Source organism: Humibacter ginsenosidimutans, from assembly GCF_007859675.1.
Taxonomy (GTDB): domain Bacteria; phylum Actinomycetota; class Actinomycetes; order Actinomycetales; family Microbacteriaceae; genus Humibacter; species Humibacter ginsenosidimutans.
Genome location: NZ_CP042305.1, coordinates 2,548,271 through 2,570,173, shown reverse-complemented (window position 1 = coordinate 2,570,173; position 21,903 = coordinate 2,548,271). Strand labels below are relative to the sequence as shown.

Annotated in this window: 25 protein-coding genes; 14 read left to right on the top strand and 11 right to left on the bottom strand. The window is 69.0% G+C overall.

All coding sequences use genetic code 11. The annotated features are described in order from the left end of the window. Positions 1-10: 10 nt before the first annotated feature. From FPZ11_RS11820 to FPZ11_RS11805, 4 genes are read right to left on the bottom strand one after another with little or no spacing between them, the layout of a single operon-like run. Positions 11-418, bottom strand: a complete 408-nt coding sequence (locus tag FPZ11_RS11820) for a YchJ family protein (RefSeq protein WP_210415853.1) — start codon at positions 416-418, stop codon at positions 11-13. Continuing rightward, entirely contained in the window at positions 415-1,113 is a 699-nt protein-coding gene (locus tag FPZ11_RS11815; RefSeq protein WP_146321159.1) for a uracil-DNA glycosylase, read from the bottom strand. The genes FPZ11_RS11820 and FPZ11_RS11815 overlap by 4 nt, the downstream gene beginning before the upstream one ends. Next, positions 1,110-1,460 carry a UBP-type zinc finger domain-containing protein gene (locus tag FPZ11_RS11810; RefSeq protein WP_146321157.1) on the bottom strand — a complete coding sequence of 117 codons (351 nt, stop codon included), beginning with the start codon at positions 1,458-1,460 and terminating at the stop codon, positions 1,110-1,112. Before FPZ11_RS11810 ends, FPZ11_RS11815 begins: the two co-directional genes overlap by 4 nt. Positions 1,461-1,464: 4 nt before the next feature. Continuing rightward, positions 1,465-1,887 carry a hypothetical protein gene (locus FPZ11_RS11805; RefSeq protein WP_146321156.1) on the bottom strand — a complete coding sequence of 141 codons (423 nt, stop codon included), beginning with the start codon at positions 1,885-1,887 and terminating at the stop codon, positions 1,465-1,467. 164 nt (positions 1,888-2,051) lie between these two features. Here FPZ11_RS11805 and FPZ11_RS11800 point away from each other — a divergent pair, with 164 nt between their 5' ends. Genes FPZ11_RS11800 through FPZ11_RS11790 form a run of 3 tightly spaced genes read left to right on the top strand, consistent with a single transcriptional unit; the run spans position 2,052 to position 5,763 of the window. Then, complete coding sequence (locus tag FPZ11_RS11800; RefSeq protein ID WP_437438644.1) at positions 2,052-3,404, top strand: O-acetylhomoserine aminocarboxypropyltransferase/cysteine synthase family protein; 1,353 nt, start codon at positions 2,052-2,054, stop codon at positions 3,402-3,404. Between the two features lie 13 nt (positions 3,405-3,417). After that, positions 3,418-4,782, top strand: a complete 1,365-nt coding sequence (locus tag FPZ11_RS11795; RefSeq protein WP_146321154.1) for an LLM class flavin-dependent oxidoreductase — start codon at positions 3,418-3,420, stop codon at positions 4,780-4,782. A gap of 45 nt (positions 4,783-4,827) precedes the next feature. Continuing rightward, positions 4,828-5,763, top strand: coding sequence for an LLM class F420-dependent oxidoreductase (locus FPZ11_RS11790; RefSeq protein WP_146321152.1), 936 nt, complete (start codon positions 4,828-4,830; stop codon positions 5,761-5,763). Between the two features lie 4 nt (positions 5,764-5,767). Here FPZ11_RS11790 and FPZ11_RS11785 read toward each other — a convergent pair whose 3' ends face one another. Together FPZ11_RS11785 and FPZ11_RS11780 are read right to left on the bottom strand one after the other, a co-directional pair. Continuing rightward, positions 5,768-7,423 carry a SulP family inorganic anion transporter gene (locus FPZ11_RS11785; protein WP_246846681.1) on the bottom strand — a complete coding sequence of 552 codons (1,656 nt, stop codon included), beginning with the start codon at positions 7,421-7,423 and terminating at the stop codon, positions 5,768-5,770. A 136-nt stretch (positions 7,424-7,559) separates the two neighbouring features. Beyond that, entirely contained in the window at positions 7,560-8,120 is a 561-nt protein-coding gene (locus tag FPZ11_RS11780; protein WP_146321150.1) for a TetR/AcrR family transcriptional regulator, read from the bottom strand. Between the two features lie 102 nt (positions 8,121-8,222). Here FPZ11_RS11780 and FPZ11_RS11775 point away from each other — a divergent pair, with 102 nt between their 5' ends. After that, positions 8,223-8,675 (top strand): anthrone oxygenase family protein, encoded by a 453-nt coding sequence (locus FPZ11_RS11775; protein ID WP_146321148.1) that lies wholly within the window; start codon positions 8,223-8,225, stop codon positions 8,673-8,675. Between the two features lie 30 nt (positions 8,676-8,705). On the opposite strand, the gene FPZ11_RS11770 is transcribed toward FPZ11_RS11775, so the two are convergent. The 3 genes from FPZ11_RS11770 to FPZ11_RS11760 are packed head-to-tail and all read right to left on the bottom strand — an operon-like array spanning position 8,706 to position 10,679. Then, entirely contained in the window at positions 8,706-9,611 is a 906-nt protein-coding gene (locus tag FPZ11_RS11770) for an EamA family transporter (protein ID WP_246846227.1), read from the bottom strand. A 22-nt stretch (positions 9,612-9,633) separates the two neighbouring features. Further along, on the bottom strand, positions 9,634-10,020 hold the full coding sequence (locus FPZ11_RS11765) for a hypothetical protein (RefSeq protein WP_146321145.1): 387 nt from the start codon (positions 10,018-10,020) through the stop codon (positions 9,634-9,636). After that, positions 10,017-10,679 (bottom strand): ribonuclease FAU-1 family protein, encoded by a 663-nt coding sequence (locus FPZ11_RS11760; RefSeq protein WP_168203814.1) that lies wholly within the window; start codon positions 10,677-10,679, stop codon positions 10,017-10,019. Before FPZ11_RS11760 ends, FPZ11_RS11765 begins: the two co-directional genes overlap by 4 nt. A 208-nt stretch (positions 10,680-10,887) precedes the next feature. Between FPZ11_RS11760 and FPZ11_RS11755 the strand changes: the two genes are divergently transcribed. From FPZ11_RS11755 to FPZ11_RS11745, 3 genes are all read left to right on the top strand, one after another. Then, positions 10,888-12,213, top strand: a complete 1,326-nt coding sequence (locus FPZ11_RS11755) for an alpha-L-fucosidase (RefSeq protein ID WP_146321141.1) — start codon at positions 10,888-10,890, stop codon at positions 12,211-12,213. Positions 12,214-12,409: 196 nt separating this feature from the next. Then, positions 12,410-13,636 (top strand): glycoside hydrolase family 3 N-terminal domain-containing protein, encoded by a 1,227-nt coding sequence (locus FPZ11_RS11750; RefSeq protein WP_146321139.1) that lies wholly within the window; start codon positions 12,410-12,412, stop codon positions 13,634-13,636. Positions 13,637-13,797: 161 nt separating this feature from the next. Further along, positions 13,798-14,181 carry a PLD nuclease N-terminal domain-containing protein gene (locus FPZ11_RS11745; RefSeq protein WP_146321137.1) on the top strand — a complete coding sequence of 128 codons (384 nt, stop codon included), beginning with the start codon at positions 13,798-13,800 and terminating at the stop codon, positions 14,179-14,181. Between the two features lie 33 nt (positions 14,182-14,214). Here FPZ11_RS11745 and argG read toward each other — a convergent pair whose 3' ends face one another. After that, positions 14,215-15,651 carry an argininosuccinate synthase gene (argG, locus tag FPZ11_RS11740; RefSeq protein ID WP_146321135.1) on the bottom strand — a complete coding sequence of 479 codons (1,437 nt, stop codon included), beginning with the start codon at positions 15,649-15,651 and terminating at the stop codon, positions 14,215-14,217. 195 nt (positions 15,652-15,846) lie between these two features. Here argG and FPZ11_RS11735 point away from each other — a divergent pair, with 195 nt between their 5' ends. The 5 genes from FPZ11_RS11735 (at position 15,847) to FPZ11_RS11720 (ending at position 19,067) form a co-directional block, all read left to right on the top strand. Further along, complete coding sequence (locus tag FPZ11_RS11735; protein WP_146321133.1) at positions 15,847-16,131, top strand: hypothetical protein; 285 nt, start codon at positions 15,847-15,849, stop codon at positions 16,129-16,131. Positions 16,132-16,133: 2 nt separating this feature from the next. After that, positions 16,134-17,159, top strand: a complete 1,026-nt coding sequence (locus FPZ11_RS19885; protein ID WP_246846226.1) for a hypothetical protein — start codon at positions 16,134-16,136, stop codon at positions 17,157-17,159. Continuing rightward, positions 17,131-17,940 carry an alpha/beta hydrolase gene (locus FPZ11_RS11730; RefSeq protein WP_246846225.1) on the top strand — a complete coding sequence of 270 codons (810 nt, stop codon included), beginning with the start codon at positions 17,131-17,133 and terminating at the stop codon, positions 17,938-17,940. Before FPZ11_RS19885 ends, FPZ11_RS11730 begins: the two co-directional genes overlap by 29 nt. A 158-nt stretch (positions 17,941-18,098) precedes the next feature. Next, positions 18,099-18,503 carry a hypothetical protein gene (locus FPZ11_RS11725; RefSeq protein WP_146321129.1) on the top strand — a complete coding sequence of 135 codons (405 nt, stop codon included), beginning with the start codon at positions 18,099-18,101 and terminating at the stop codon, positions 18,501-18,503. Between the two features lie 3 nt (positions 18,504-18,506). After that, positions 18,507-19,067, top strand: coding sequence for a hypothetical protein (locus FPZ11_RS11720; protein WP_146321127.1), 561 nt, complete (start codon positions 18,507-18,509; stop codon positions 19,065-19,067). Between the two features lie 64 nt (positions 19,068-19,131). Here FPZ11_RS11720 and FPZ11_RS11715 read toward each other — a convergent pair whose 3' ends face one another. Further along, positions 19,132-19,743 carry a GNAT family N-acetyltransferase gene (locus tag FPZ11_RS11715; protein WP_210415852.1) on the bottom strand — a complete coding sequence of 204 codons (612 nt, stop codon included), beginning with the start codon at positions 19,741-19,743 and terminating at the stop codon, positions 19,132-19,134. 58 nt (positions 19,744-19,801) lie between these two features. Between FPZ11_RS11715 and FPZ11_RS11710 the strand changes: the two genes are divergently transcribed. Both FPZ11_RS11710 and FPZ11_RS20435 read left to right on the top strand, forming a co-directional pair. Beyond that, a complete protein-coding gene (locus FPZ11_RS11710) occupies positions 19,802-20,611 on the top strand; it encodes an isocitrate lyase/PEP mutase family protein (RefSeq protein WP_146321125.1) in 810 nt (269 codons plus the stop codon). 63 nt (positions 20,612-20,674) lie between these two features. Beyond that, on the top strand, positions 20,675-21,886 hold the full coding sequence (locus FPZ11_RS20435; protein ID WP_168203813.1) for an ROK family transcriptional regulator: 1,212 nt from the start codon (positions 20,675-20,677) through the stop codon (positions 21,884-21,886). Positions 21,887-21,903 lie beyond the last annotated feature (17 nt).

Genomic DNA, 21,903 nt, shown 5'->3' with positions numbered 1-21,903 from the left:
TGGCCCGCCCTCACCCCGCGTCGCCGTCCACGTAGTACCAGCGGCCGCGCTCGCGCGCGAAGCGGCTGCGCTCGTGCAGCACGCCTCCGTCGCGCGGCACGCCGGGCGTCGGCAGAGTGCGCCAGTACGCGCGGAACTCGACCTCGCCCGCGGCATCCGTCTCGCCACCGGCGACGGTGTCGACGATGTCGAGCCGTCGCCACTGCACGTTCGCGTCGAGGTCCAGCTCGCGCGGCCTCGTCGAGGGATGCCAGGTCGCCGTCAGATACTCCGCGTCATCCACCGCGAACGCCGCGTACCGCGACCGCATCAGGTGTTCCGCCGTCGGCGCGATCGTCTCTCCGCGGTGGAACGGCGCACAGCAGACGCCGTACGCGTCGCCGCTTCCGCACGGGCACGGAGCCTCGTCGGCGATCACCGTGAGCCGCCTGCCTGCTCGGCCGTGAGCATCCGCTCGTTCAGCTCGTGCACCTGCTGCGTGAAGATCGTCGCGCCGCCCTGCGCAGGATGCCGCAGCGCCGGCGCATCCACGCCGGCCGCGGCCATCGCGCCCTGTGCTTTGCGGCCCACCGCGGCGACCACCTCGATGCCGAACGCCTGAGCCAGCGCGAGCGCGACGGGCGCGCCCGCGCGCACCTCTGCCGGCCGTGGCGCCCTGTTCGTCAGCCGGTCGCCGCGCACGAACGGGTGGTCCGGGTACACGCCCCAGAGCAACGGAAGCGGTCCGCGCCACGACGCCAGCGCCCGCCAGACGATGCCCGACGACGACTCCCACGCGGCAACCGGATGCTCCGGCACGGCGAACCCGTCGCCCTCCGCCAGCCCTGTGATGAGTCCGGGCCGAGCCGCCAGCTCGCGTGCGCTGGTGAAGGGGATGCCGCTCACGGTCATCCCGCGATACCCCGGCGCCTCCGCGAGCAGCAGCGCGCGCGGGCCCACGTCGGCCATGAGGCCGAGATAACGCAGCAGATTGCCGCGGCGCAGGGCACCCTGCGGTGTCGTCGCGTCGTAGAGGAACTCCGCGTCGTCGGGGGTGTCGGCGGCCAGCCCGTCGAGCGCGGCGAGGAAGGGCGCGAACCGGGTCTCGGTCGAGGCGCCGTTCGTCCCGCTCACCGGTGCAGCAGTTCCTGCCAGTCCGCGGGCACCCGGCCCGCCGGCCCAGGGGTCGGCTGGTCGTCGGGATGACTCGTCGGAGCCGCGAGCTCGGGTCCCGTCGCGAGCTGCTCGGTCTCGTAGTCCCAGTACCAGTTCTCACCGGGTTCGAAGCTCTGCATGTAGCGGTGGCCCGTCTCGCGAAAGTGCGCTGTCGCGTGCTGCGCAGGCGAGGAGTCGCAGCATCCGACGTGCCCGCACTCCGCGCACCGTCTCAGGTGGAACCACCAGCCGTCGTTCGCTTCGCAGTCGGCGCAGCCGGGGCCGCTCGGCCCGGCGGTGGTGTCGATTCCCGTGGTCTCGGGCATCGCGCTACTCCTTCTCGCGCAGCCAGTGCTCGCGGTGGAACGTGCGACCCCACCACGCGGTGAGGCCCTGACCTTGGTACTGCTCGGGGTCGGCCTCGAGCACGGCGTCGCCGTCGGGGGCGGGCAGCCCTGCCACCTCCGATTCGTCGATCGAGGTCTCGACGCCGTCTGTCGTGATGGCCGTGATCTGCGTCGCGCCGACGAAGCGCAGACCGTGGTGCGTGCGCACCGCGAGGCCGTCGAAGAGGTCGAGGGAGTCATCCTGCAGCACGTGTTCGACGGTGCCGAGACGCTCCCCGCCCGCCGTCGTGACCACGGCGCCCTTGTCGAGTGCGGTATAGGCGATGGGTTCGGACACGGATGCCTCCTCATGGCTGCGCCGGCGCACGACGCGAACGGATGCCCGCACCCGAGCGGGCGCGGGCATCCGCCACCCTACGCCGCAACACCGGGTAACACGGCTTCACACGATGACCGCTCGATGACGGGGATCGGCGGGGCGGCGCGCACCATGGTCGGGTGACAGCAACACCCGTGCTTCCCCTCCGATCGGTCGGCGACACCGAGAGTCCGTCGGCCGAAGGCCTTGCCGTGCTCGGCGTCGACGAGAACGCCGTCGAGCCCGTCGGCTTCACCACGGCGCAGGTGCACGCCGGAACTGAGCCGGATGCCGCGTTCGGCTCCCGCATCCCGCCCGTCTATCTCAGCGCCGGCTTCGTCTTCGACGACTTCGATCAGGCGCGCGACAGGTTCGCCGGCGACGAGCCCGGGTACACGTACTCCCGCTCCGGCAACCCCACGACGGCCGCCGTCGAGCGTCGCCTCGCCGTGCTCGAGGGCGGCGCCGTCGCCCCGAACGCGGAGGCGATCGTGGTGGGCAGCGGGCAGGCGGCGCTCTCGGTGGCGTTGCTGGGCATCCTGCAGGCCGGCGACCATGTCGTCTCTGCGACGAGCATCTACGAAGGCACCCGCGGTCTGCTCCGCGACAACCTCGCCAGGCTCGGCATCGAGAGCAGCTTCGTCGTCGACGCGAACGACCCGGACGCCTGGCGTCGCGCCATCCGACCGGAGACGCGCCTGCTGTTCGCCGAGCCGATCCCGAATCCCACGAACGACCTCGTCGACATCGAGGCGATCGCGCGGGTCGCGCACGAGGCGGGCATCCCGCTGATCGTCGACAACACGCTGGCCACGCCGTATCTGCTTCGCCCGTTCGAGTTCGGCGCCGACATCGTGGTGCACTCGGCGAGCAAGTTCCTCTCCGGCCACGGCACCGCCCTCGGGGGCGTCATCGTGGATGCCGGCACCTTCGACTACAGCGCCCGCCCCGACTCCTTCCCCCACCTCAACACCCCGCAGCGCGCCCTCGCCGGCCGCACCTACGTCGAGACCTATGGCCGTTCGGCCTCCGTCGCGTACACGCGGCAGGTCGTCGCGTCGCGCTTCGGTCCGACGCTGTCGCCGTTCAACGCGTTCCTGCTGCAGCAGGGTCTCGAGACGCTGTCGCTGCGAGTGGCGCAGCACTCGCGCAACGCGCTCGCCGTGGCCGCGTGGCTGGAGGGACGGCCCGAGGTGGAGTCCGTCGACTACGCGGGGCTGGCATCCAGCCCGCACCACGTGCTGGCGCTCAAGTACCTTCCCGACGGTCAGGGCAGCGTGTTCTCGTTCACGCTGCGCGGCGGCGAGCCGGCCGCCCGGGCGTTCCACGACGCCCTGCGGCTGTTCAGCCGCATGACGCACCTGGGCGACGTGCGCTCGCTCGTGCTGCACCCGGCATCCACCACCCACACGCTCCTCACCGAGCAGGAGCGGCTCGCCAACGGCATCGGGCCGGGACTGCTGCGCCTCTCGATCGGCATCGAAGACGCCGACGACCTCATCCGCGACCTGGCACGCGGCCTCGCGGCAGTGCGCGCGCTCGAGCCCGCGGCGCTCGCCGGCTGATCGAAGGACTCACATGACACGCAGACAGCACTTCGGCTGGTTCTTCTCGCGCGGCTTCGGCCCGCAGGCCTGGGGCCGCCCCGACTGGCGCTGGGGCTACGACTGGACCAAACCCGACCTCTACCAGCACTCCGTGCGCGAGCTCGAGCAGGCCGGCCTCGACCTGGTGATCATGGAGGACGCCATCTCGACCGGCACGCCGGAGACGCTCGACCTGCGCGTGCGGTCCGCCTACGGCGGCCCGAAGCACGACCCGCTGCTGCTCGCGCCCTACCTGTTCCAGGCAACGAGCCGCATCGGCATCGTCCCCACCATCAATGCGGGCGCGACGCCGCCGTACCTCGCCGCGCGGCAGGCGGCGACGCTGCAGCATCTCAGCGACGGCCGATTCGGCATCAACGTCGTCACCGATGTGAAGAGCGCCCGTCACTTCGGACTCGAGGAGATCGACCACGACGCCGCCTACGACCGCGCGCAGGAGTGGCTCGACGTGGTGCGCGAGCTCTGGCACAGCTGGGGCGACGGTGCCTACATCGCGGATGCCGCGACCGGACACTTCGCCGACGGCTCGCACATTCGCGCCACCCGTCACGATGGCGAATACTTCCGCGTGGAGGGCCCTCTCAACGCCATCCCCTTCACCGGCTCCGCCTCCGGACCGGAGAACGTGGATGCCTTCGGCACGACCGCGGGCGACCCCGCCATCGTCTCCCCAGGAGGCTCGGGCCGCGGACTCGGCTTCGCCGGCGCGAACTCCGACGTGCAGCTCGCGCTCGCGCCGCTGAACGTCGACGCGGTGCGGGCGTATCGCGCGAAGGTCGCGGAAGCCGCAGAGGCAGCCGGCCGCACGGCATCCGACGTGAAGACGCTCTTCGTGTTCAAACCCGAGGTCGTCGCCAGCGAAGACGAGGCGAAGCGCGTGGTGGACGCCTCGCGGCATCCCTCGGACGACGAGCTGCGCGCCGTGCTCCTGGGCCAATCGAGCGACGCCGAGACCGATCTCACCGGACTCGACCTCGACGAGCCGCTCGACCCGAGCATCTTCGGCCCGCACGTCTCCCGCGGCACGATCAAGGGCCTGCTCGGCACGGCGCCGAGCTTCGACGCCCAGCCCCTGCGCGACCTGCTCGCCGCCAAGGCGCGCAAGGGCGCGGTGCTTGACCGCGAGGGGCTCGTCGGCACGGCAGGCCAGCTCGCCGACTTCATCGAGGAGCTCGGCGAGGATGCCGCGGGCGACGGCTTCATCTTCTCGGGCGACCTGCACCCGGTGACCGTGCACCGCATGCTCGACGACCTGGTGCCCGAGTTGCGGCGCCGCGGCATCCTGCGCACGTCCTACGCACCGGGCGGCCTGCGCGCGAACCTCACCGATTTCTGAGACTCGCCCGCGCGTCATCGCGGCATGTGCCGTAGCGTCGCCCTCGTGACGATCTCGCTCGGCTACCAGATCCCGAATTTCAGCTATCCAGGCGGCGTGGAGACCCTGTTCGACACCGTGCTCGCGCAGGCGCGCGAGGCGGAGTCCAGCGGCTTCGACACGGTGCTCGTGATGGACCACTTCTATCAACTGCCAGGGCTCGGCACGCCAGACCAGCCGATGATGGAGGCCTACTCGACGCTGGCCGCGCTCGCGGCGTCGACCAGCGGCATCCAGCTCTCCGCACTCGTGACCGGCAACACCTACCGCAACCCGACGCTGCTGGCGAAGACCGTCAGCACGCTGGATGTGATCAGCCACGGCCGCGCCATTCTCGGCATCGGCGCCGGCTGGTTCGAGCTGGAGCACGAACAGCTGGGCTTCGACTTCGACACGTTCACCGAGCGCTTCGAGAAGCTGGACGAGGCGCTGCAGATCATCCACCCGATGCTGCGCGACGAGCGGCCCGAGTTCGTCGGCACGTGGTACCGCGCGCACGGGGCGATGAACGTGCCGCGGTTCCGCGAGAGCATCCCGATCATGCTGGGCGGTCAGGGCGAGCGCAAGACGTTCCGGCTCGCAGCCCGTTATGCGGACCACATGAACATCATCTGCGCGATCGAGGATCTGCCGCACAAGGTCGAGGTTCTGCGGCAGCGCGCCGAGGAGATCGATCGCGATCCGGCGACGCTGAGGACGAGCTATCTCGCGAGCGTCGGTCTCGTCGAGACGCAGGCGGAGGCCGACGCGATTCTCGCCAAGATTCCCGAGGATCGCCGCAATCGCGCGTTCGTCGGCACGGCCGACGTCATCGCAGAGCGCATCCAGGAGTCGATCCTCGGCGCAGGCGTCGACGGCGTCGTCGTGAACGCGCCCCTCAACGGACACGTCCCCGGCGTCGTGTCGGCGCTCGGCGAAGCGCTCGCACCCCTGGTGCGCTGAGCGCTCAGCGCGCGGGCGGCGGCGCCGTGACCAGCGCCGTCAGCGCCTCGCGGTTCGTGTCGTAGAACGTCTCGTCGTCGACGATGCCGATCTCGCGCATCCGCGTCACCAGCGGCAGCCGCGCCCGGCTGTAGCTGAGCGCGACGTGGTGGTCGTGCAGCCACTCCTTGAGGGCATCCATGGTCTCGGCCGCGGTGATGTCGACGTCGGTGACCGACTCCAGGTCGATCACGACGTCGTGCACCGGCGGATCGTCGGATGCCCGCACGGCGCGCTTGACGGCATCCGCGAACACGGTGCTGTTCGCGAAGAAGAGCGGCGCGGCAAGCCGGATGACGACGACGCCAGGCGCCGTCTCCTGCCCGCTCGGAGCGGAGTCGAGCAGGGAGTGATGCGGGTTGTCGTCCGCCTCGAGCACGTCGATCGCCGGCTTCGACGCGCGGCTCGCCAGGTTGATGAGCGCGAGCACGAACGACACCGCGATGCCCGCGATAGCACCGACGAACAGGGTCACGAGAAAGCAGACGGCCCCGATGACGAACTCGAAACGGTCCTGCTTCCACATCGCGGCGAAGTCGCGGATGCCCAGCAGCGGCAGTACCGCCACCCCCACGATCGCGCCGATCGCCGGCGACGGGATGTCCGCGAGCAGCGCCGTGCCGAAGATCACCAGCAGCAGCGTGCCCACCGCCGCCACGAGGCTGGGCAGCTGCGTGCGGGAGCCCGAGGAGTCCATCGCCGCGGTGCGCGAGGTGGACGATCCGACGGTGAAGCCGCCGGTGGCGCCCGAGGCGATGTTGGCGACGCCGAACGCGAACAGGTCCTGGTTCGGGTTCGTGGCGTAGCCGCGCTTCTCGCCGTAGCTGCGCGCCACGAGCAGGCCCTCCGCCATGGTGACGAAAAGCAGGGCGATCGCCGACGGCATGAGGTTGAGCCACTGCACCCACGTGAGCACGGGCCAGGTGAGGTGCGGCGGGCCGGCATCCACTTTGCCGAGCACGGCGACGCCGGATGCCTCGAGATGCGCCGTCACGACCACGATCGTCGCGAGCACGAGCACGATCAGCGCCCACGGCACGATCTTCGCGATGCGCGCCCCGACCATCAGCACGATCACGGCGACCACCGAGATGCCCACCGACCACCAGTTCACGGTGCCGATGTTCGAGAAGAGGTCCCCCACCTTCTCCACGAACTCGCCGCCGGAGTTGATCTTGACGCCGAGCATCTTGGCGATCTGGCTCACCAGGATGTCCAGCGCCAGGCCGCCGACGAAGCCCACCAGGATGGGCTTGGAGAGGAAGTTCGCGAGGAATCCGAGCTTGAACACCGCAGTGATGAGAAAGAGCACGCCGCAGATGATCGCCTGCGCGAGTGCCATCGTGAGGTAGTCCTTGCTGCCCGCGGCGGCGAGCCCGCCGACGGACGATGCCACGAGTGCGGCGGCCGCGGCATCCGGCGACGCCACGAGCTGCCGCGACGACACCGTCAGGGCGTAGATCGCGGCCGGAACGATCAGCGCATAGAGCCCCGCGGTCGCGGGCAGCCCGGCGATCTGCGCGTACCCGATGTTGAGCGGAACCGCGATGGCCAGCAGGGTGACGCCGGCGAGCAGCTCCCGCACCAGGTTGCGCGGGGCGAGTCCCATGAGCGGTCGCATGATGGTCACGGGGTTCCTCCTCCGGTGTCCGTCGAGTACGCCGCCACGTCGAGCGTGCCCCGTCTGCTGACGACGCTAACCATGCGCCGTGCGGAGGCGTCGGCACCACGGCCACTTCGCCCGTAGCGGGCGACGGTCAGGAGCCGAACAGTGCGCCGATCTCGCGGATGCGGTGGGTGCGGTGGTCGGCGTTCATGCGGCCGGCGAGTTCGAGCTGGGCGATGCCGTGCAGCGCACCCCAGAACACCTCGGTCTTCGTGCCGTCGCCGTGCTCGCCGACGGCCTCCGCGAGCACGGCGAATCCCTGGCGCAGCTCGGTGGCGCTGTCCTCGCTCGCGAAGCGGGCGTCGATGGGCTGCTGGAACATCGCCTCGTACACGGCGGGATGCTCGGCCGCGAACTGCACATAGGCGCCGGCGACCGCTTCGACCGCCCTGCGCGCGGTCGTGCGCCCGACGGCGGTGCGGCACCGGGCGGCCAGCTCCACGAATCCCTCCAACGCGATCGTCCGCATGATCTCGGTCTTGCCGCCGGGAAAGTGCCCGTACAGCACGGGTTGCGTGTAGCCGATGGCGTCGGCGAGGTGCCTCGTGGTCACCGCGGACCAGCCGTCGGACTCCGCTCGTGCGCGGGCCGCATCGAGGATGCCTCGCCGTCGTTCATCGCTGCGCTGCTGTCGCGCCGTGGCGTCTGCCATTCGTCTCCCTGCACATTTCTCGGGTCTTGCGATTGTGCGGCCCACTGCCTACTCTAGCAGCGCTAGTAAATCTAGCAGCGCTAACAACGAAGGGTGTGCATCATGCTTTCTGTCTTCGCCGTCATCACCGCGACGGTGGTCGGCCTCATGGTCGGCGTCGAGTTCGCCGTGGCGTTCGTGATGAACCCGATCATGAACGCACTGCCGGTCGGTCCTGCTCTGGATGCCCGGGCCCACGGCGGCCGCATGCTGGGGCGTGCGATGCCGTTCTGGTACTTCGGCTCGTTCATCCTCACCGTCGCGCTGGCGGTCTTCACCTGGGGTGCGCCGGCCTCGGTGGCATCCGTCGTCGCCGCCGTGCTGCTGGCGATCAGCGTCGTCGTGTCGATCACGCTGCTGGTGCCGATCAACAACCGCTCCAAGACCTGGTCGGCCGACGAGCATCCGACGGACTGGCACGAGCAGATGCAGCGCTGGGACAGCCTGCACTACGGTCGCGTCGCGATCATCGTCGCCGCGTTCGTGCTGGTGCTCGTCGCGGTCACGGTGCTCTGAACGGGTGGCCGCTGAGACACGTGCCGGGGCTCACGCGACCTCGTCGGGCGACTCCGGCGCGGGCTCGTGCCTTCGCGCCGACCACACCGCCCCGATGCTCGCCGAGACGACGAGCACCACGGCGATCACGCCGATCCAGGTGAAGGCCTGCCGCAGCAGCACGAGCCCGGCGAGGGCCGCGGTCGCGGGAGCGAGGCTGAGCAGGATCGCGAACGCGGCGGCATGCAGGTGCCGCAGCGCGAGCAGTTCCAGCCCGTACGGAATCGTCGATGAGAGCAGCGCGACGGCCGCGCCGAGCAACAGCGTCTCCGGGCGCAACAGCGCAGCGCCGGCCGAGGCGATGCCGAACGGCGCACTCGCCACGGCACCGATCGTCATCGCGATCGCGAGCCCGTCGAACTTCGCGAACCGCCTGCCCGTCTGCCGCGACAGCAGAATGTAGAACGCCCACGCCGTGCCTGCGCCGGCGGCGAGCAGCACGCCGACCAGGTCGAGACGGCCGAAGCTGCCCTCACCGAGCAGCGCGACGCCGATGGCCGCGAGTCCCGCCCACAGCCAGGCGATCGCCCTGCGCGCGGCGACCACCGAGAGCACGAGTGGTCCGAGCACCTCGATCGTGACGGCTGCGCCCAGCGGGATGCGATCGATGGAGAGGTAGAACAGCCCGTTCATGAGCGCGAGCACGAGGCCGAAGCCGACCACGGTCATCCACGCGCCGCCCCGGATGCCGCGCAGCTTCGGCCGAGCGATCGGCAGCAGGATCACCGCGGAGAACAGCACCCGCAGAAACACCATGCCGAGGGCACCCACCTGCGGAAAGAGCAGCACGGCGATGGATGCCCCGACCTCCTGGCACACGAGCCCCGCCACCACGAGTGCCGCGTAGCGAGAGTCGCCGACCGCGCCCTTACTGCTCGCCAGTGGTCCGTCCGTCACGACTCGACGTTACCGGCAGCGGTCACGGCGCCGATTCGTCGGCATCCGCTCGCCAGACCCTGGTGCCGCTCGGCGGTTCGGCGCGCAGTCTGCGCAGCGTGTCGACGAGCGGAGCCACCTCGAGAACGTCGGCGCGGTACCGGTGGGCGGTGCGCGACACGGTCACGGAGACGATCGCTGTTCCCGCACCCTCGGTGACCTCGACCTCCACGTCCCCGTCGAGCAGCACGAAGTCGGGGGCGTCGTGCGGGTTGCCGGAGGCGAACACGAGCCACTCCTCCGTCAGGCCGAGCTCGCCGTCCACCCACCGGCGCTCGCGCAGCGCGGATGCCGCCACCGCCGGCGTCACCAGGTACTGGTTGCGCGGCAGCAGCTGTTCGACGTGCACGCGACGAGCCGGCTCGCTCATCGCGCCCCCGGTTCGTCCCAGCCGACGGGGAGCGGTCGAGCATCCCACGCGGCATCCGGAAGCCACGCCGACCAATCCGCGTCGAACGGCCAGCCGTTCCGATCCGCGACCGCCGTCATCTCGTCGGCGGATCGTCGCGCCAGCTCCGCCACGTCGGTGGAGATCGTGCCGGCGGCAACGCACCACTCGAGCTCGTCGGCATCCTTCACCGTGACGGTGCGCTCGTCACCGGTGATCACGAGGTCGAGCACCCAGTCCTCGGTGTCGAAGCCGAGCGGCGAGCGCGTCCATGGGCGCTCGAAGTTCACGTAGAAGTGGGATGACCACACGCCGTCGGCGTCCACCCAACGCCACACCGACCACGGCTGTTGCCAGCGGTGCACGAGGACCACGCCGTCGCCGCGCCACTCGCGCTCGGAGTGCGTGCCGTCCCATCCGCCGCGCACCATGTTGCGACCGCGGGGGCCGCCGCGCTCGCCGTTGCGCTCGCGGTGCAGCGTCTTCGGCGGCTGGTGGAGCACGACGACCTCGCCGTCGTCGGCGATCACCCGCGCTGTGTGGGCGTAGCCGACGTGCCTGTCGTGATGCGGCGGGTCTGCCTCCTTCACGTTGCGCAGCACGACGACGTCGCCGCGTACCCAGGGTTCGTGCCGAGTCATGCGCGAAAGCCTACGGCCGTGCATCCCCACCCGCTGCCGAGGGTGTGTCTCTTCGTCGCCGAGAGTGCCCGTTCCCCTCGCCGAGGGTGCCCGTTCCCGTCGTCGAGCGTGCCCCTTTCCACTGCCGAGAGTGCGGACCTCACCGCACCCCGCACAGCTCCCTTCGTTAGGCTCGCCGGGCAGCCATCGACGCACGAGGAGAACATCCATGCACGACCGTTTCGCCCGCTCCGAGTGGTTCAGAAACGACCGCTTCGGCCTGTTCATGCACTGGGGGGCCTACGCGGTGCCCGCTCGCGGCGAGTGGGTGCGGTCCTACGAGCACATCGGCACCGACGACTACCAGCAGTACGTCGACGCGTTCCGCCCCGACTCCTTCGACGCCGACGCCTGGGCGGACGCCGCCGCTCGCGCCGGCATGAAATACGCCGTGCTCACCGCGAAGCACCACGACGGTTTCTGCCTGTTCGACTCGGAGCTCACCGACTACTCCACGATGCACAACGGGTTCGGAGTGGATGTCGTCGCCGAGTTCCTGCGTGCGTTCCGGGCCAGAGGCATCCGCGTCGGCCTCTACTACTCCCTCGTCGACTGGCATCACCCCGACTTCCCCGTCGCAGGAGACCCGTACCACCCCGATCGAGACAAGCCGACGGCCGAGGGTATCGACGGGCACGAGCCCGACTTCGACCGCTACCTCGACTACCTGCACGGCCAGGTGCGCGAGCTGTGCACGAACTACGGTGACTTGGACCTGCTCTGGTTCGACTTCTCGTACGGCGACCTCAAGGGCGAGGCCTGGCGGGCCACGGAGCTGGTGCGCATGGTGCGCGAGCTGCAGCCGAACGTGCTGATCGACAATCGCCTCGAGGGCAGCGGCGGTGAGAAGGGCAGCATCATCACGGCGCATCCGTCGGAATACGCGGGCGACTTCGCGTCTCCCGAGCAGGTGATCCCGGTGCGCGGTCTCGCCGATGAGACGGGCGAGCCCATTCCGTGGGAGGCCTGCATCACGCTCAACAACCACTGGGGTTATCACGCTTTCGATCACGACTGGAAGCCCGCGAAACTCGTCGTGCGCACGCTCGTGGAGTGCGTCTCGAAGGGCGGCAACCTGCTGCTGAATGTGGGCCCGGATGCCCGTGGCCGCTTCCCTGAGAAGGCCGTCGAGATTCTGCGCGAGGTCGGCGACTGGCTGGCCGACAACGGTGAGAGCGTCTACGGCGCCGGCGCAGCGGAGCTGCCGAAACCCGAGTGGGGACGCTACACCGAACGCGACGGCACGATCTATGCGCACGTGCTCGAGGAGCGCGTCGGACCGGTCGCGCTCGACGAGATCGACCAGGAGTCGATCGCCTCCGTTCGCCTCGTTCGCGATGGCGCCGCCCTCGGCATGGCGAAGGCATGGATGGCGGAGGGCAACCCCGGCCTCGCCTTGGTGCCGATCGGTCCCGACGAGGCCTTCAGCTACCCGCTGCCCGATCCGGTCGACACGGTGCTCGCGATCACGCGCCGCTCCGCTCCCGAGGGTTGAGGAGCTCGCGGCGTAGCAGTACCCGCCCCGTGGGTTGAGGAGCACCCCGCATAGCGACACCGCAACCCTCGGCAAACGCGCAACGCGGCCCTGCGCATCTGCGCGGACCGACCTGTGCACGCTTGACACCCATACGGGGGCCGGACGAAGGTCGTTGACGGGCCCCTGCAAGGATGCGGGGCACGAAGGAGCGAACATGAATTCGGCATCGTCACCGTCAGAACCAGTCGCCGGGGGCTCCGACGAGCGCGACATCGCGGCTCGTGGTCCCCGTTTCTCCCGCCGCTCGGTGCTCGCAGCCGGCGTTGGAGCCGCAGCAGGGGCTGCCCTCGCAGGAGCGGGTGCCGCTTCCGCATTCGCCGCGCCGGCATCCGAGACCGCCATGTCGGGTTTCTCGCTGCCCTGGTGGTTGCGGCTCTCACCGCGCCAACAGGTGGCGCAGCGGGTGATCTTCTCCTACCCGGGGGCGACTCCGCCTGATGCCCTTCTCGAGGGCATCGCACAGGGTGAGGTCGGCGGTGTCATCTTCTTCGGGGAGAACATCACCAGCCTGACTCAGATCGCGAGCGTGGTCGCGCAACTGCGAGCGGCTCAAGCATCCTCGCCGGTCAAAGAGCCGCTGCTGCTCATGACCGATCAAGAGGGCGGCTACATCCGTCGTCTCAGCGGGCAGGAGCCGGTGCTCTCCGAGAAGCAGATCGGTCTGGCCGCCGATCCGGATGCTGCGGCCACAGCGGCCGGATCCGGTGCGGCCGGCGCCCTGAAGAACGTGGGGATGAACCTGAACCTCGCGCCGGTGCTCGACGTGTTCCGCACCCCCGGCAACTTCGACGACCAGTGGGAGCGCTCCTACAGCTCGGATCCCGTGCTCGCCGGACGTCTGGGCGCAGACTTCGTGCGTGCGCAGCAGGGCGCGGGCGTCGCCGCGACGGCGAAGCACTTCCCGGGTCTTGGAGCCGCGACGGCGGACGAGAACACGGACCTCGGGCCGGTCACCTTGACCCAGGGGCTCTCGGAGCTGCGGAACGTCGACGAGGCCGCGTTCTCGCCCGCGATCAAAGCGGGGGTGAAGCTCGTCATGGCGTCGTGGGCCACGTATCCGGCGATCGATGCCACGTACCCGGCCGGCCTGTCTCTGCGGATGATCGAACTCGAGCTGCGCGCTCGGCTCGGCTTCAGCGGGGTCACGATCACCGATGCTCTGGAGGCGGGAGCGCTCACCGCGTTCGGTGACACGGGCAACCGAGCGCTTCTCGCGGCGAAGGCGGGCATGGACATCCTCCTGTGCTCGGCGCGCGACTACTCGCAGGGCACGGATGCGGTGGATGCCCTCACCACCGCGGTGCAGAAGCACACGCTCGACCCGTTGCGGTTCATCGCGTCGCTGCAGCGCGTGCAGAACCTTCGCTCTCGCGTGTCCTGAGAAGCGAGCTGATCACCCGTCGCTCCGATCCCCGCGCTCGTCGCGGGGGCCGGAGCGACACTTCGTCTGGCCGGCACCGAGTTCGCGACGGGTCGAACCTCGCGTGCGCGGAGCTGCCTGGGCCGAGTGCCGAAGAGCACAACTCGCTCTAGGGTGATCGCATGGTGCTTTACGTGCTTCTTCTTCTGCTGATGCTCGGCGCGCTCATCGACGTGATCCGCATCGACGAGAGCCGCGTGAAGTACATGCACAAGATCGTCTGGGTGCTGCTGATCGTATTCATTCCGCTGGTCGGCATCGTGCTGTGGTTCGCGCTGGGCCGTTCGTACGAGGGTGCTTCGCGTCCGGTGAGGATGCCGCGCCGCAGCAGACCGGCATCGGCCCCGCTCGGTGCGCCCCCGATGGGCACAGCGCACGTCACCGTGCAGCCTGTGCCGTCGCGCGACGGGCGTACGACGGAACAGCAGCTCGCCGACCTCGAACGCGAGATCGAAGAGGACACCCGGCGCCGCGCCGCCCTGGAGCAGCGCAAGCCAGAGGCCTGACGCGCGCTTCGCGTGCTCCGCGCCTCGGACGCCTCAGTCGGTGCCGAGGTCGAAGGCCGCGGCCTCGTTCGACTCGTTCAGCTCGGCGAGCTCGGCCGTGTCGCCCTCTGCGACATCGCCGGCCGCGATCTCTGCGGCCTCGCCGACACCGAGATCGCCGACCAGCACGGCGGTCGCTCCGCCGATGACGCCCGACGCGGAGTACTGCTCGAGGCGTGCACGCGAGTCGGCGATGTCGAGGTTGCGCATGGTGAGCTGCCCGATGCGGTCTTCGGGCTCGAACGCGGCATCCCCCACCCGCTCCATGGAGAGCTTGTCGGGGTGGTAGCTGAGCGCAGGACCGCTCGTGTCGAGGATCGAGTAGTCGTCGCCGCGCCGCAGCCGCAGCGTGACCTCGCCCGTGACGGCGGAGCCGACCCAGCGCTGGATGCTCTCGCGCAGCATGAGCGACTGCGGGTCGAACCAGCGTCCCTCGTACATCAGGCGTCCGAGCTTGCGGCCCTCGTTGTGGTAGTTCGCCACGGTGTCTTCGTTGTGGATGGCGTTGAGCAGCCGCTCGTACGTGATGTGCAGCAGCGCCATGGCCGGGGCCTCGTAGATGCCGCGGCTCTTCGCCTCGATGATGCGGTTCTCGATCTGGTCGCTCATGCCCAGGCCGTGGCGTCCGCCGATCGCGTTCGCCTCCAGCACGAGCGCCACCGGGTCGTCGTACTCGACGCCGTTGATGGCGACGGGGCGGCCCTGCTCGAAGCGCACCGTGACATCCTCAGAGGCGATCTCGACGTCGTCACGCCAGAACGGCACGCCCATGATGGGCTCGACGATGGTCATCGGGGTGTTCAGGTGCTCGAGCAGCTTGGCCTCGTGGGTGGCGCCCCAGATGTTCGCGTCGGTGGAGTACGCCTTCTCGACGGATGCCCGGTACGGCAGGTCACGCGCCTGCAGCCACTCGCTCATCTCCTTGCGTCCACCGAGCTCGGAGACGAAGTCGCGGTCGAGCCACGGCTTGTAGATGCGCAGTCGCGGGTTGGCCATCAGGCCGTAGCGGTAGAACCGCTCGATGTCGTTGCCCTTGTAGGTGGATCCGTCGCCCCAGATCTCCACGGCATCCTCGAGCATGGCGCGCACGAGCAACGTGCCGGTCACGGCACGGCCGAGCGGCGTCGTGTTGAAGTAGGTCTTGCCGCCGGAGCGGATGTGGAACGCGCCGCACTGCAGCGCGACCAGTCCCTCTTCGACGAGGGGCAGCTTGCAGTCGACCAGTCGGGAGAGCTCGGCACCGTACTGGGCGGCGCGGCCGGGGATGGCATCCACATCGGGCTCGTCGGGCTGGCCCAGGTCTGCCGTGTAGGTGCAGGGCACTGCGCCCTTCTCGCGCATCCACGCGACGGCGACGGAGGTGTCGAGACCCCCGGAGAAGGCGATGCCGACGCGTTCGCCGACGGGAAGGGATGCGAGCACCTTGGACATGGGGTCAAGCCTATGTTGCCGAGGGGGCGACGAAGCGCGGACCCGTGTGGATGCTCGGGCCTCGCGGGTGGGCGCTGCAAGCCGATGGGGTCGTTGTCGCGGTGGTCTCGCTCGTTGTCGTTCCACGTTGCGTCGTCGCACCGGAGCGCTGCTATCGTTTCGGCGAACACCTGCCCTGTCCACGCGAGGAGTGATGTGAGCGATCTGCTGGTCGACAGTGCGACCCTGCGTCATATTTCATCCAAGCTTCAGGGCATGATCGACGAGGTCGCGGTGACAGCGCCGCTGCACGACGGCCTCGCCGTTCTCGGGTCGGCCGATGTCACCGCGGCTGTGCACGACGTCGATGTCTCGCATCGCTTGGCGGCGTCATCGTGTTCCGATGAGTTCACCACGCTGGCGATCGTGCCCAGCATCTTCGCCGACGAGATGGATGCGGCAGAAGCCCGCCTCGCCGCGACGGCGAGCCGACTGTCGTGAGCGTGGATCCTTCGAACCCGGGCGCCGGTGACCCGGGAGGCATCCTTCTCGCCGCTTCGAAGCGGCAGGCTCACGTCGAGAAGCTGAACGCCGTGGCGAAGGTTCTGCGCAAGACGGTTTCCGAGCTGGATGCCGCGAGTTGGACCGGCTCATCGCAGACGGCGTTCGTTTCGGCCATCGACGCACTCGTAGCGCGTCTCGACGAGCTCGCCGGCCGGGTCGGCGCCGAGTGCAGGGCCTTGATCGCGTACGCCGGTGCGCTTGACGACATCAAGGTGCAGCAGGCCCGGATCCAGTCGAAGCTGGACGATGCGAAAGACGACCTCCGCGCGCTCGAGCGCACCGACTCGACGGAGCACTCGACCCAGCGGGCACAGGCGGCCAAGTCGCAGGACATCGATGATCTGGCAGCTGAGCTCACGCGGCTCGTCTCCGACCGAGAGATTGCGGACAGCGTCTGCGTCAGGGCGTTGGCGGCATCCAGGTCGTCGGGTGCGTCGACGAAACCGATGACAGGCAGTTCCGGCGCGGACTTCTGGTCTTCAGCGGGCGCCGGCATGCTGCTGACCCTGTTGAAGGGAGCCGACGCCTCGGAGCTGGCGAAGCTGTTGAAGGCGAACCCCCTGCTCGTCAGGGACTTCTGGAACAACCCGCCCGACCCGAAAGCGGTCGCAGCATGGTGGAAATCGCTCAGCAAGGAGCAGCAGCATGCCCTCGAGACTTCAGTGCCGGGCATCATCGGCAATCTCGGCGGCGTGCCGTACGCTGCCCGAGACACGGCGAACCGGATTCAGTTGAACGCGGACAGCAAGAACCCGAATCTCACGGATGCCCAGCGCAAGGCCATCGCTCAGCTCAAGCGGGCACTCAAGGTGGGGAAGGAGCGAAAAAATCCCTACGCAGATCGTCGACTACAACCTTCTCGGAGACGACGACGGGAAGAACCCGCTGCTGGCCGTCTCGTACGGCGACCTCGACACGGCGGACAACAGCACCTGGATGGTGCCGGGCATGCTCTCCAATGCTGACAGCGCGCTTGGTGATTGGGGGCGTGCAGCAGCGAATCTTTACGTGAAACAAGAGGCACTTGACCCGGCGAACGCGCACGCTGATGTGGCGTGGATTGGCTACAACACGCCGGGCATTGTCGGCGTGACCAGCGGTGTGGATGCCTCGCAGGGAGCAAGGCGCCTTGCCGCCGAGCTCGACGCCGATCACGACACCAGGGTCGGCGACGGCAGTCCGACCTCGGTCAACGTGGTCGCTCATTCGTACGGCACCACGACGGCGGCCGATGCGCTGACGGAGACTGCCCACAAGGTCGCGTCGTTCACGATGGTCGCTTCTGCGGGACTCGATCCCTTGAAAGTGACGGATCTGGCCCGGTTGCACGTCGCCACGACGCACGTGCCCGGGCAGGAGGGTCGTACTCCGGCGATCTATACGACGGGAGCCAGCGCAGACCATCTCGCACCGTTCGGAGCGGACGTCTCTGGGCGTGCCGAGCCGAATCCGGGGGTAGCGGCGCCAGGCGCCCCGGTGATCTTCGGCGCTCAGTCCTTCAGCTCCGACGGTGACGTTGCGAAGGGCTTACTCCCGGTGGAGGGGCACAACCCGCTGGGAAGCGACGGGGCGTGGTGGGAGAAAGTGACGACGGCGGCACCACCGCCCGGGCACGGATACTTCGATCCCGGGACGCAGTCGCTTCGTAACATCGCAGCGACGAGCACTGGTCGCGACGCCTTCGTCGACGGCGGCTTGACGAAGACCGCCGATTCGTGGGGTCTATCCGCCGACTGGGAGTTCTGATGGCAGGTTCACATGGTGGCCGTGTTCGTCGGAGCTCGGCAGTCGCCGTCATGTTCGTTGTCACATTGATCTTGGGAGGTTGTTCTGTGGTGCATTCGCCGTCGGCGTCGGCTACGCCGTTGTCTGCTGCTCAGTTGTATGCGCAGGCGGATCGGTACATGGAGTTGACGATTGGGTATGCGGGGCCGGGGCCGTGGAAGACGGCGACGCCGGTGCAGGATCCTCATGCTGAGACGTGGAAGCCGGGTGGTGTCGGGATCGGGCCGCAGTCGTGCGGTGACGGCAACGACAAACACGGGCAGGTCAGCGGGGCGGTCTTCGGGCCGGCGAGTAAGGATCCGGCTGCTGACGCGAGGCGGGTGGCGAAGGGGTGGAAGTCGCACGGGTACACGGTCAGTGTCATCGCGGACCAGTCGAAGGATGCATCCGCTGATCACAATGTCGAGATCAGGGCGGATGTGCCCAACGGTGCCGTACTCAGCTACTTCGCCAGCGATCAGGTGACGAGCATTGATGTCACCAGTGAGTGTTCTGCTGATCCTGTCGGTCTGTGGGATGACTAGAGAGTGAAGCTCCGCAGTGACATGGTTGGTCGTTGTGTGGCGGCGGCTGTGGTGACTGTTTCGCTGCTGGTTGTGGCCGGTTGTTCTGTGACGCATTCGCCGTCGGCGTCGGCTACGCCGTTGTCTGCTGCTCAGTTGTATGCGCAGGCGGATCGGTATATGGAATTGACGATCGGGTATGCGGGGCCGGGTCCGTGGAAGATCAGCACGGAAGCGGAGAATCCCGATGCCCCGGTCTGGAAGGCGGACGGGCCCGGTATGGCGCCGCAGTCGTGTGGTGATGGTAGCGACAAGCACGGGCAGGTGAGCGGATCGGTGTATGGGCCGCCGAGTAAGGATCCGGCTGCTGATGCGAGGCGGGTGGCGAAGGGGTGGAAGTCGCACGGGTACACCGTGAGTGTTGTTGTGGACCAGTCGAAGAAGGCATCCGCTGATCACAACATCGAGATCAGGGCGGATGTACCAGGCGGTGCCGTGCTCGGGTTCTTCGCGAGTGATCTGGTGACGGGCATTGATGTCACCAGTGAGTGTTCTGCTGACCCTGTCGGTCTATGGGACGACTAAGCCCGTGTGGCCGAGCCTGTGGAGGTCGCCAGCCGGACTTCTCCCGCCGATGAAGATCTGATCGTCACGTTCGGGGATCGCCGCCGTGATCCCCTGTTCGCGCAGTGTCACCACGACGTGACATGACGTGGCCGACTGCCCGGAACGACTCGTTGCCGGCCAGTTTTCCCGTACTCGTGGACACCCGCGTGAACCCGATCCGTTCGTAGAACGCGCGGGCTCCGTTGCCCTCGAGCACTTCGAGCTCGCAGCGCTCCGCGGTGAGAGCCAGCACGTGCTCGACGAGTGCTCGCGCTATCCCACGACGGCGAAGGCTCGGGTCGACGTAGAGCCAGGTGATCTCCGACGTACCACCGTCGAAACCGGCTGCGATGAAGCCGGCGACGGCATCCTCGTATTCGGCGACCCACACGCGGTCGGCGAAGAGCTCCTCGTTCTCGTAGGTCTGCTCGAGCGTGAGGAAGGCGTCGAGTCCCACGCGTTCGCGTCCGTCGCTGAGGTCGCCTTCGATCGGTCCCGTCCACGCAGCGGCGAGCTCATCAGGGCTCGCTCGGAACACTGCCGCGTCGCGCAGTTCGTCGAGGCGTGCAGCGTCGTGGATGCGACGAAGGGCATCCCAATCGCCGGCGTCGTAGTCGCGCACGGCGATGCTGCTCGTGTTTCGGTCGCTTGGCACGTCAGTCACGCTATGTCATCCCGCCCCGTCGGCGCGGTCCACCGCATACGCTCGTGCCATGACTGCCGCTACCGAGAACACCGGCTCCGCCGACCGCCGCGCCACTGCAGACCGCGCACTCAGGCTGAAGGCCCTCTACGAGGCGCCCGAGATCACCCGCGTCGTCAACGTGTGGGACGCCGTGAGCGCCCGCGTGGTCGCTTCGCTTCCCCAGACCACGGCCATCGCCACTGCAGGACACTCGATCGCGGCGAGCTTCGGCTACGAAGACGGCGGCATGCCGCTCGAGCTCGCGCTCGCCGGTGCGCGCACGGTCGCCGAGGCGGTCGACCTCCCGGTCACCGCAGACCTCGACGACGGATACGACGACCCGGCGGAGACCATCCGCAGGGCGATCGGCTTCGGCGTGGTGGGTGCCAACGTCGAAGACCGCCTGCGTCCGCTGCACGAGTCGGTCGCCAGGGTGAGCGCCATCATCGGAGCGGCAGAGGCCGAGGGCGTGCCGTTCCAGCTCAACGCACGCACGGACGCGTTCGTTCTCGGCTCCGACCGTCCGCTCGAGGAGCGCATCGAGGATGCCGTCACCCGCGGCCGCGCCTACCTCGACGCGGGTGCCGCCCTCGTCTTCGTCCCCGCGGTGCTGAACCGCGAGGTGACGGAGCGTCTCGTCGAGGGCATCGGCTGGGGCAAGATCTCCGTGATCGGGCTGCCGGGCGCGCTGCGGGCATCCGAATATCAGGAGCTCGGGGTGGCCCGCATCTCGTACGGACCGCTTCCGCAGCGCGCGGCCCTGCTTGCGCTGCGCGACCTTGCGACCGACCTCTACGGCGACGGCGCGGTGCCGGCCGACCTGCCGGCGCTGAACTGACGTCGCGCGCGGGGCACACCTGGCATGAGCAGGGGTGCGCCGTCCTCCTGCACACTTGACCTGATGATCGGGGACCACACGTCAACCACCGGCCCTGCAACGGGCCCCACCGTCGTGCGCGGCATGGCCTACGTGCGTGCCGTGAACTCTCGCGCCGTGCTCGCCCTGCTGCGCGCCCGCGACGACGGCCTGACCATGGCCGAGGTGGTGGAGGGCACGGGTCTCTCGCGCCCCGCCCTGGAGGGTGCGCTCGACGAGCTGGCGTCGCTCGGCTGGGTCGAGGAGACGCGGGGCGCGGCATCCTCGCCCCGCGGCGGTCGACCGGCCAGGAGATTCCGCTTCCGCGCCGAGCGCGGCTGCGTTCTCGGGGTTGACGTGGGTCCCAGCAAGATCGACGTGCGGCTGGCCGACCTGCGGGGCAGGATGCTCGCCGCCGGCCGCGTCACGCCGGTCGCCGACCGCGAGCTCACGCCGGCCGCCGTGCACGACGCGATCTCGTCGGTCGTGGCCGAGCGGTCTGCCGCGAGCCGTCTCGAGGCGGTGGCGATCGGCGTTCCGGGCGTCGTCGGCGCCGATGGCGAGCTGACGAACTCCTTCGTGCTTCCCGGCTGGGAGCGGCGGCCGATCCGTGACGAGTTCGAGCGGCTTCTGGATGCTCCGGTCACCATGGAGAACGATGCCAACCTCGCGACGCTGACGGAGCTGACCCTGGGCGCCGGCCGCGGAGCATCCGATCTCGTCTACCTGCTGCTCGGCAACCGGATCAGCTCGGGCGTCGTCGTCGACGGTCGGCTGCTGCGCGGTGCGCACGGATCGGCGGGCGAGGTCGGCTCCCTGCCGCGGGAACGCTGGCACGAGCCGATCGAGGCGATCATGAACGGGGCATCCACCGAGGCGGCGGATGCCGACAGGGGCGACCTCGTCGGGGAGGTCTTCCGCCGCGCGGCGGCAGGGGGACGAGGCTGCGAAAGAGCTGGTCAGCAGCTACATCGCGGAGGTGGAGTTCGCGCTGATCACACTGATGCTCACGGTCGACCCCGAGGTCGTCGTGGTGGGCGGTGGTGTCGCACGGGCCGGCGCAGCCCTGCTGGAGCCGCTGCGGGCGGCGATGTCGCGGCATCCGCTGGTCAGGGCGGAGGTGCGGCTCGGCGACTACGCCGACGACGCCGTCGTGATCGGTGCCGTGCAGCGCGCTCTGCGCCACGTGGACACGGAGATCCACGGGCTCGCCTGAGCAACGGGTTCGGCGTGAGGTATTGCAATTGCCTTGCATAAGTCTCATCATGTTACCG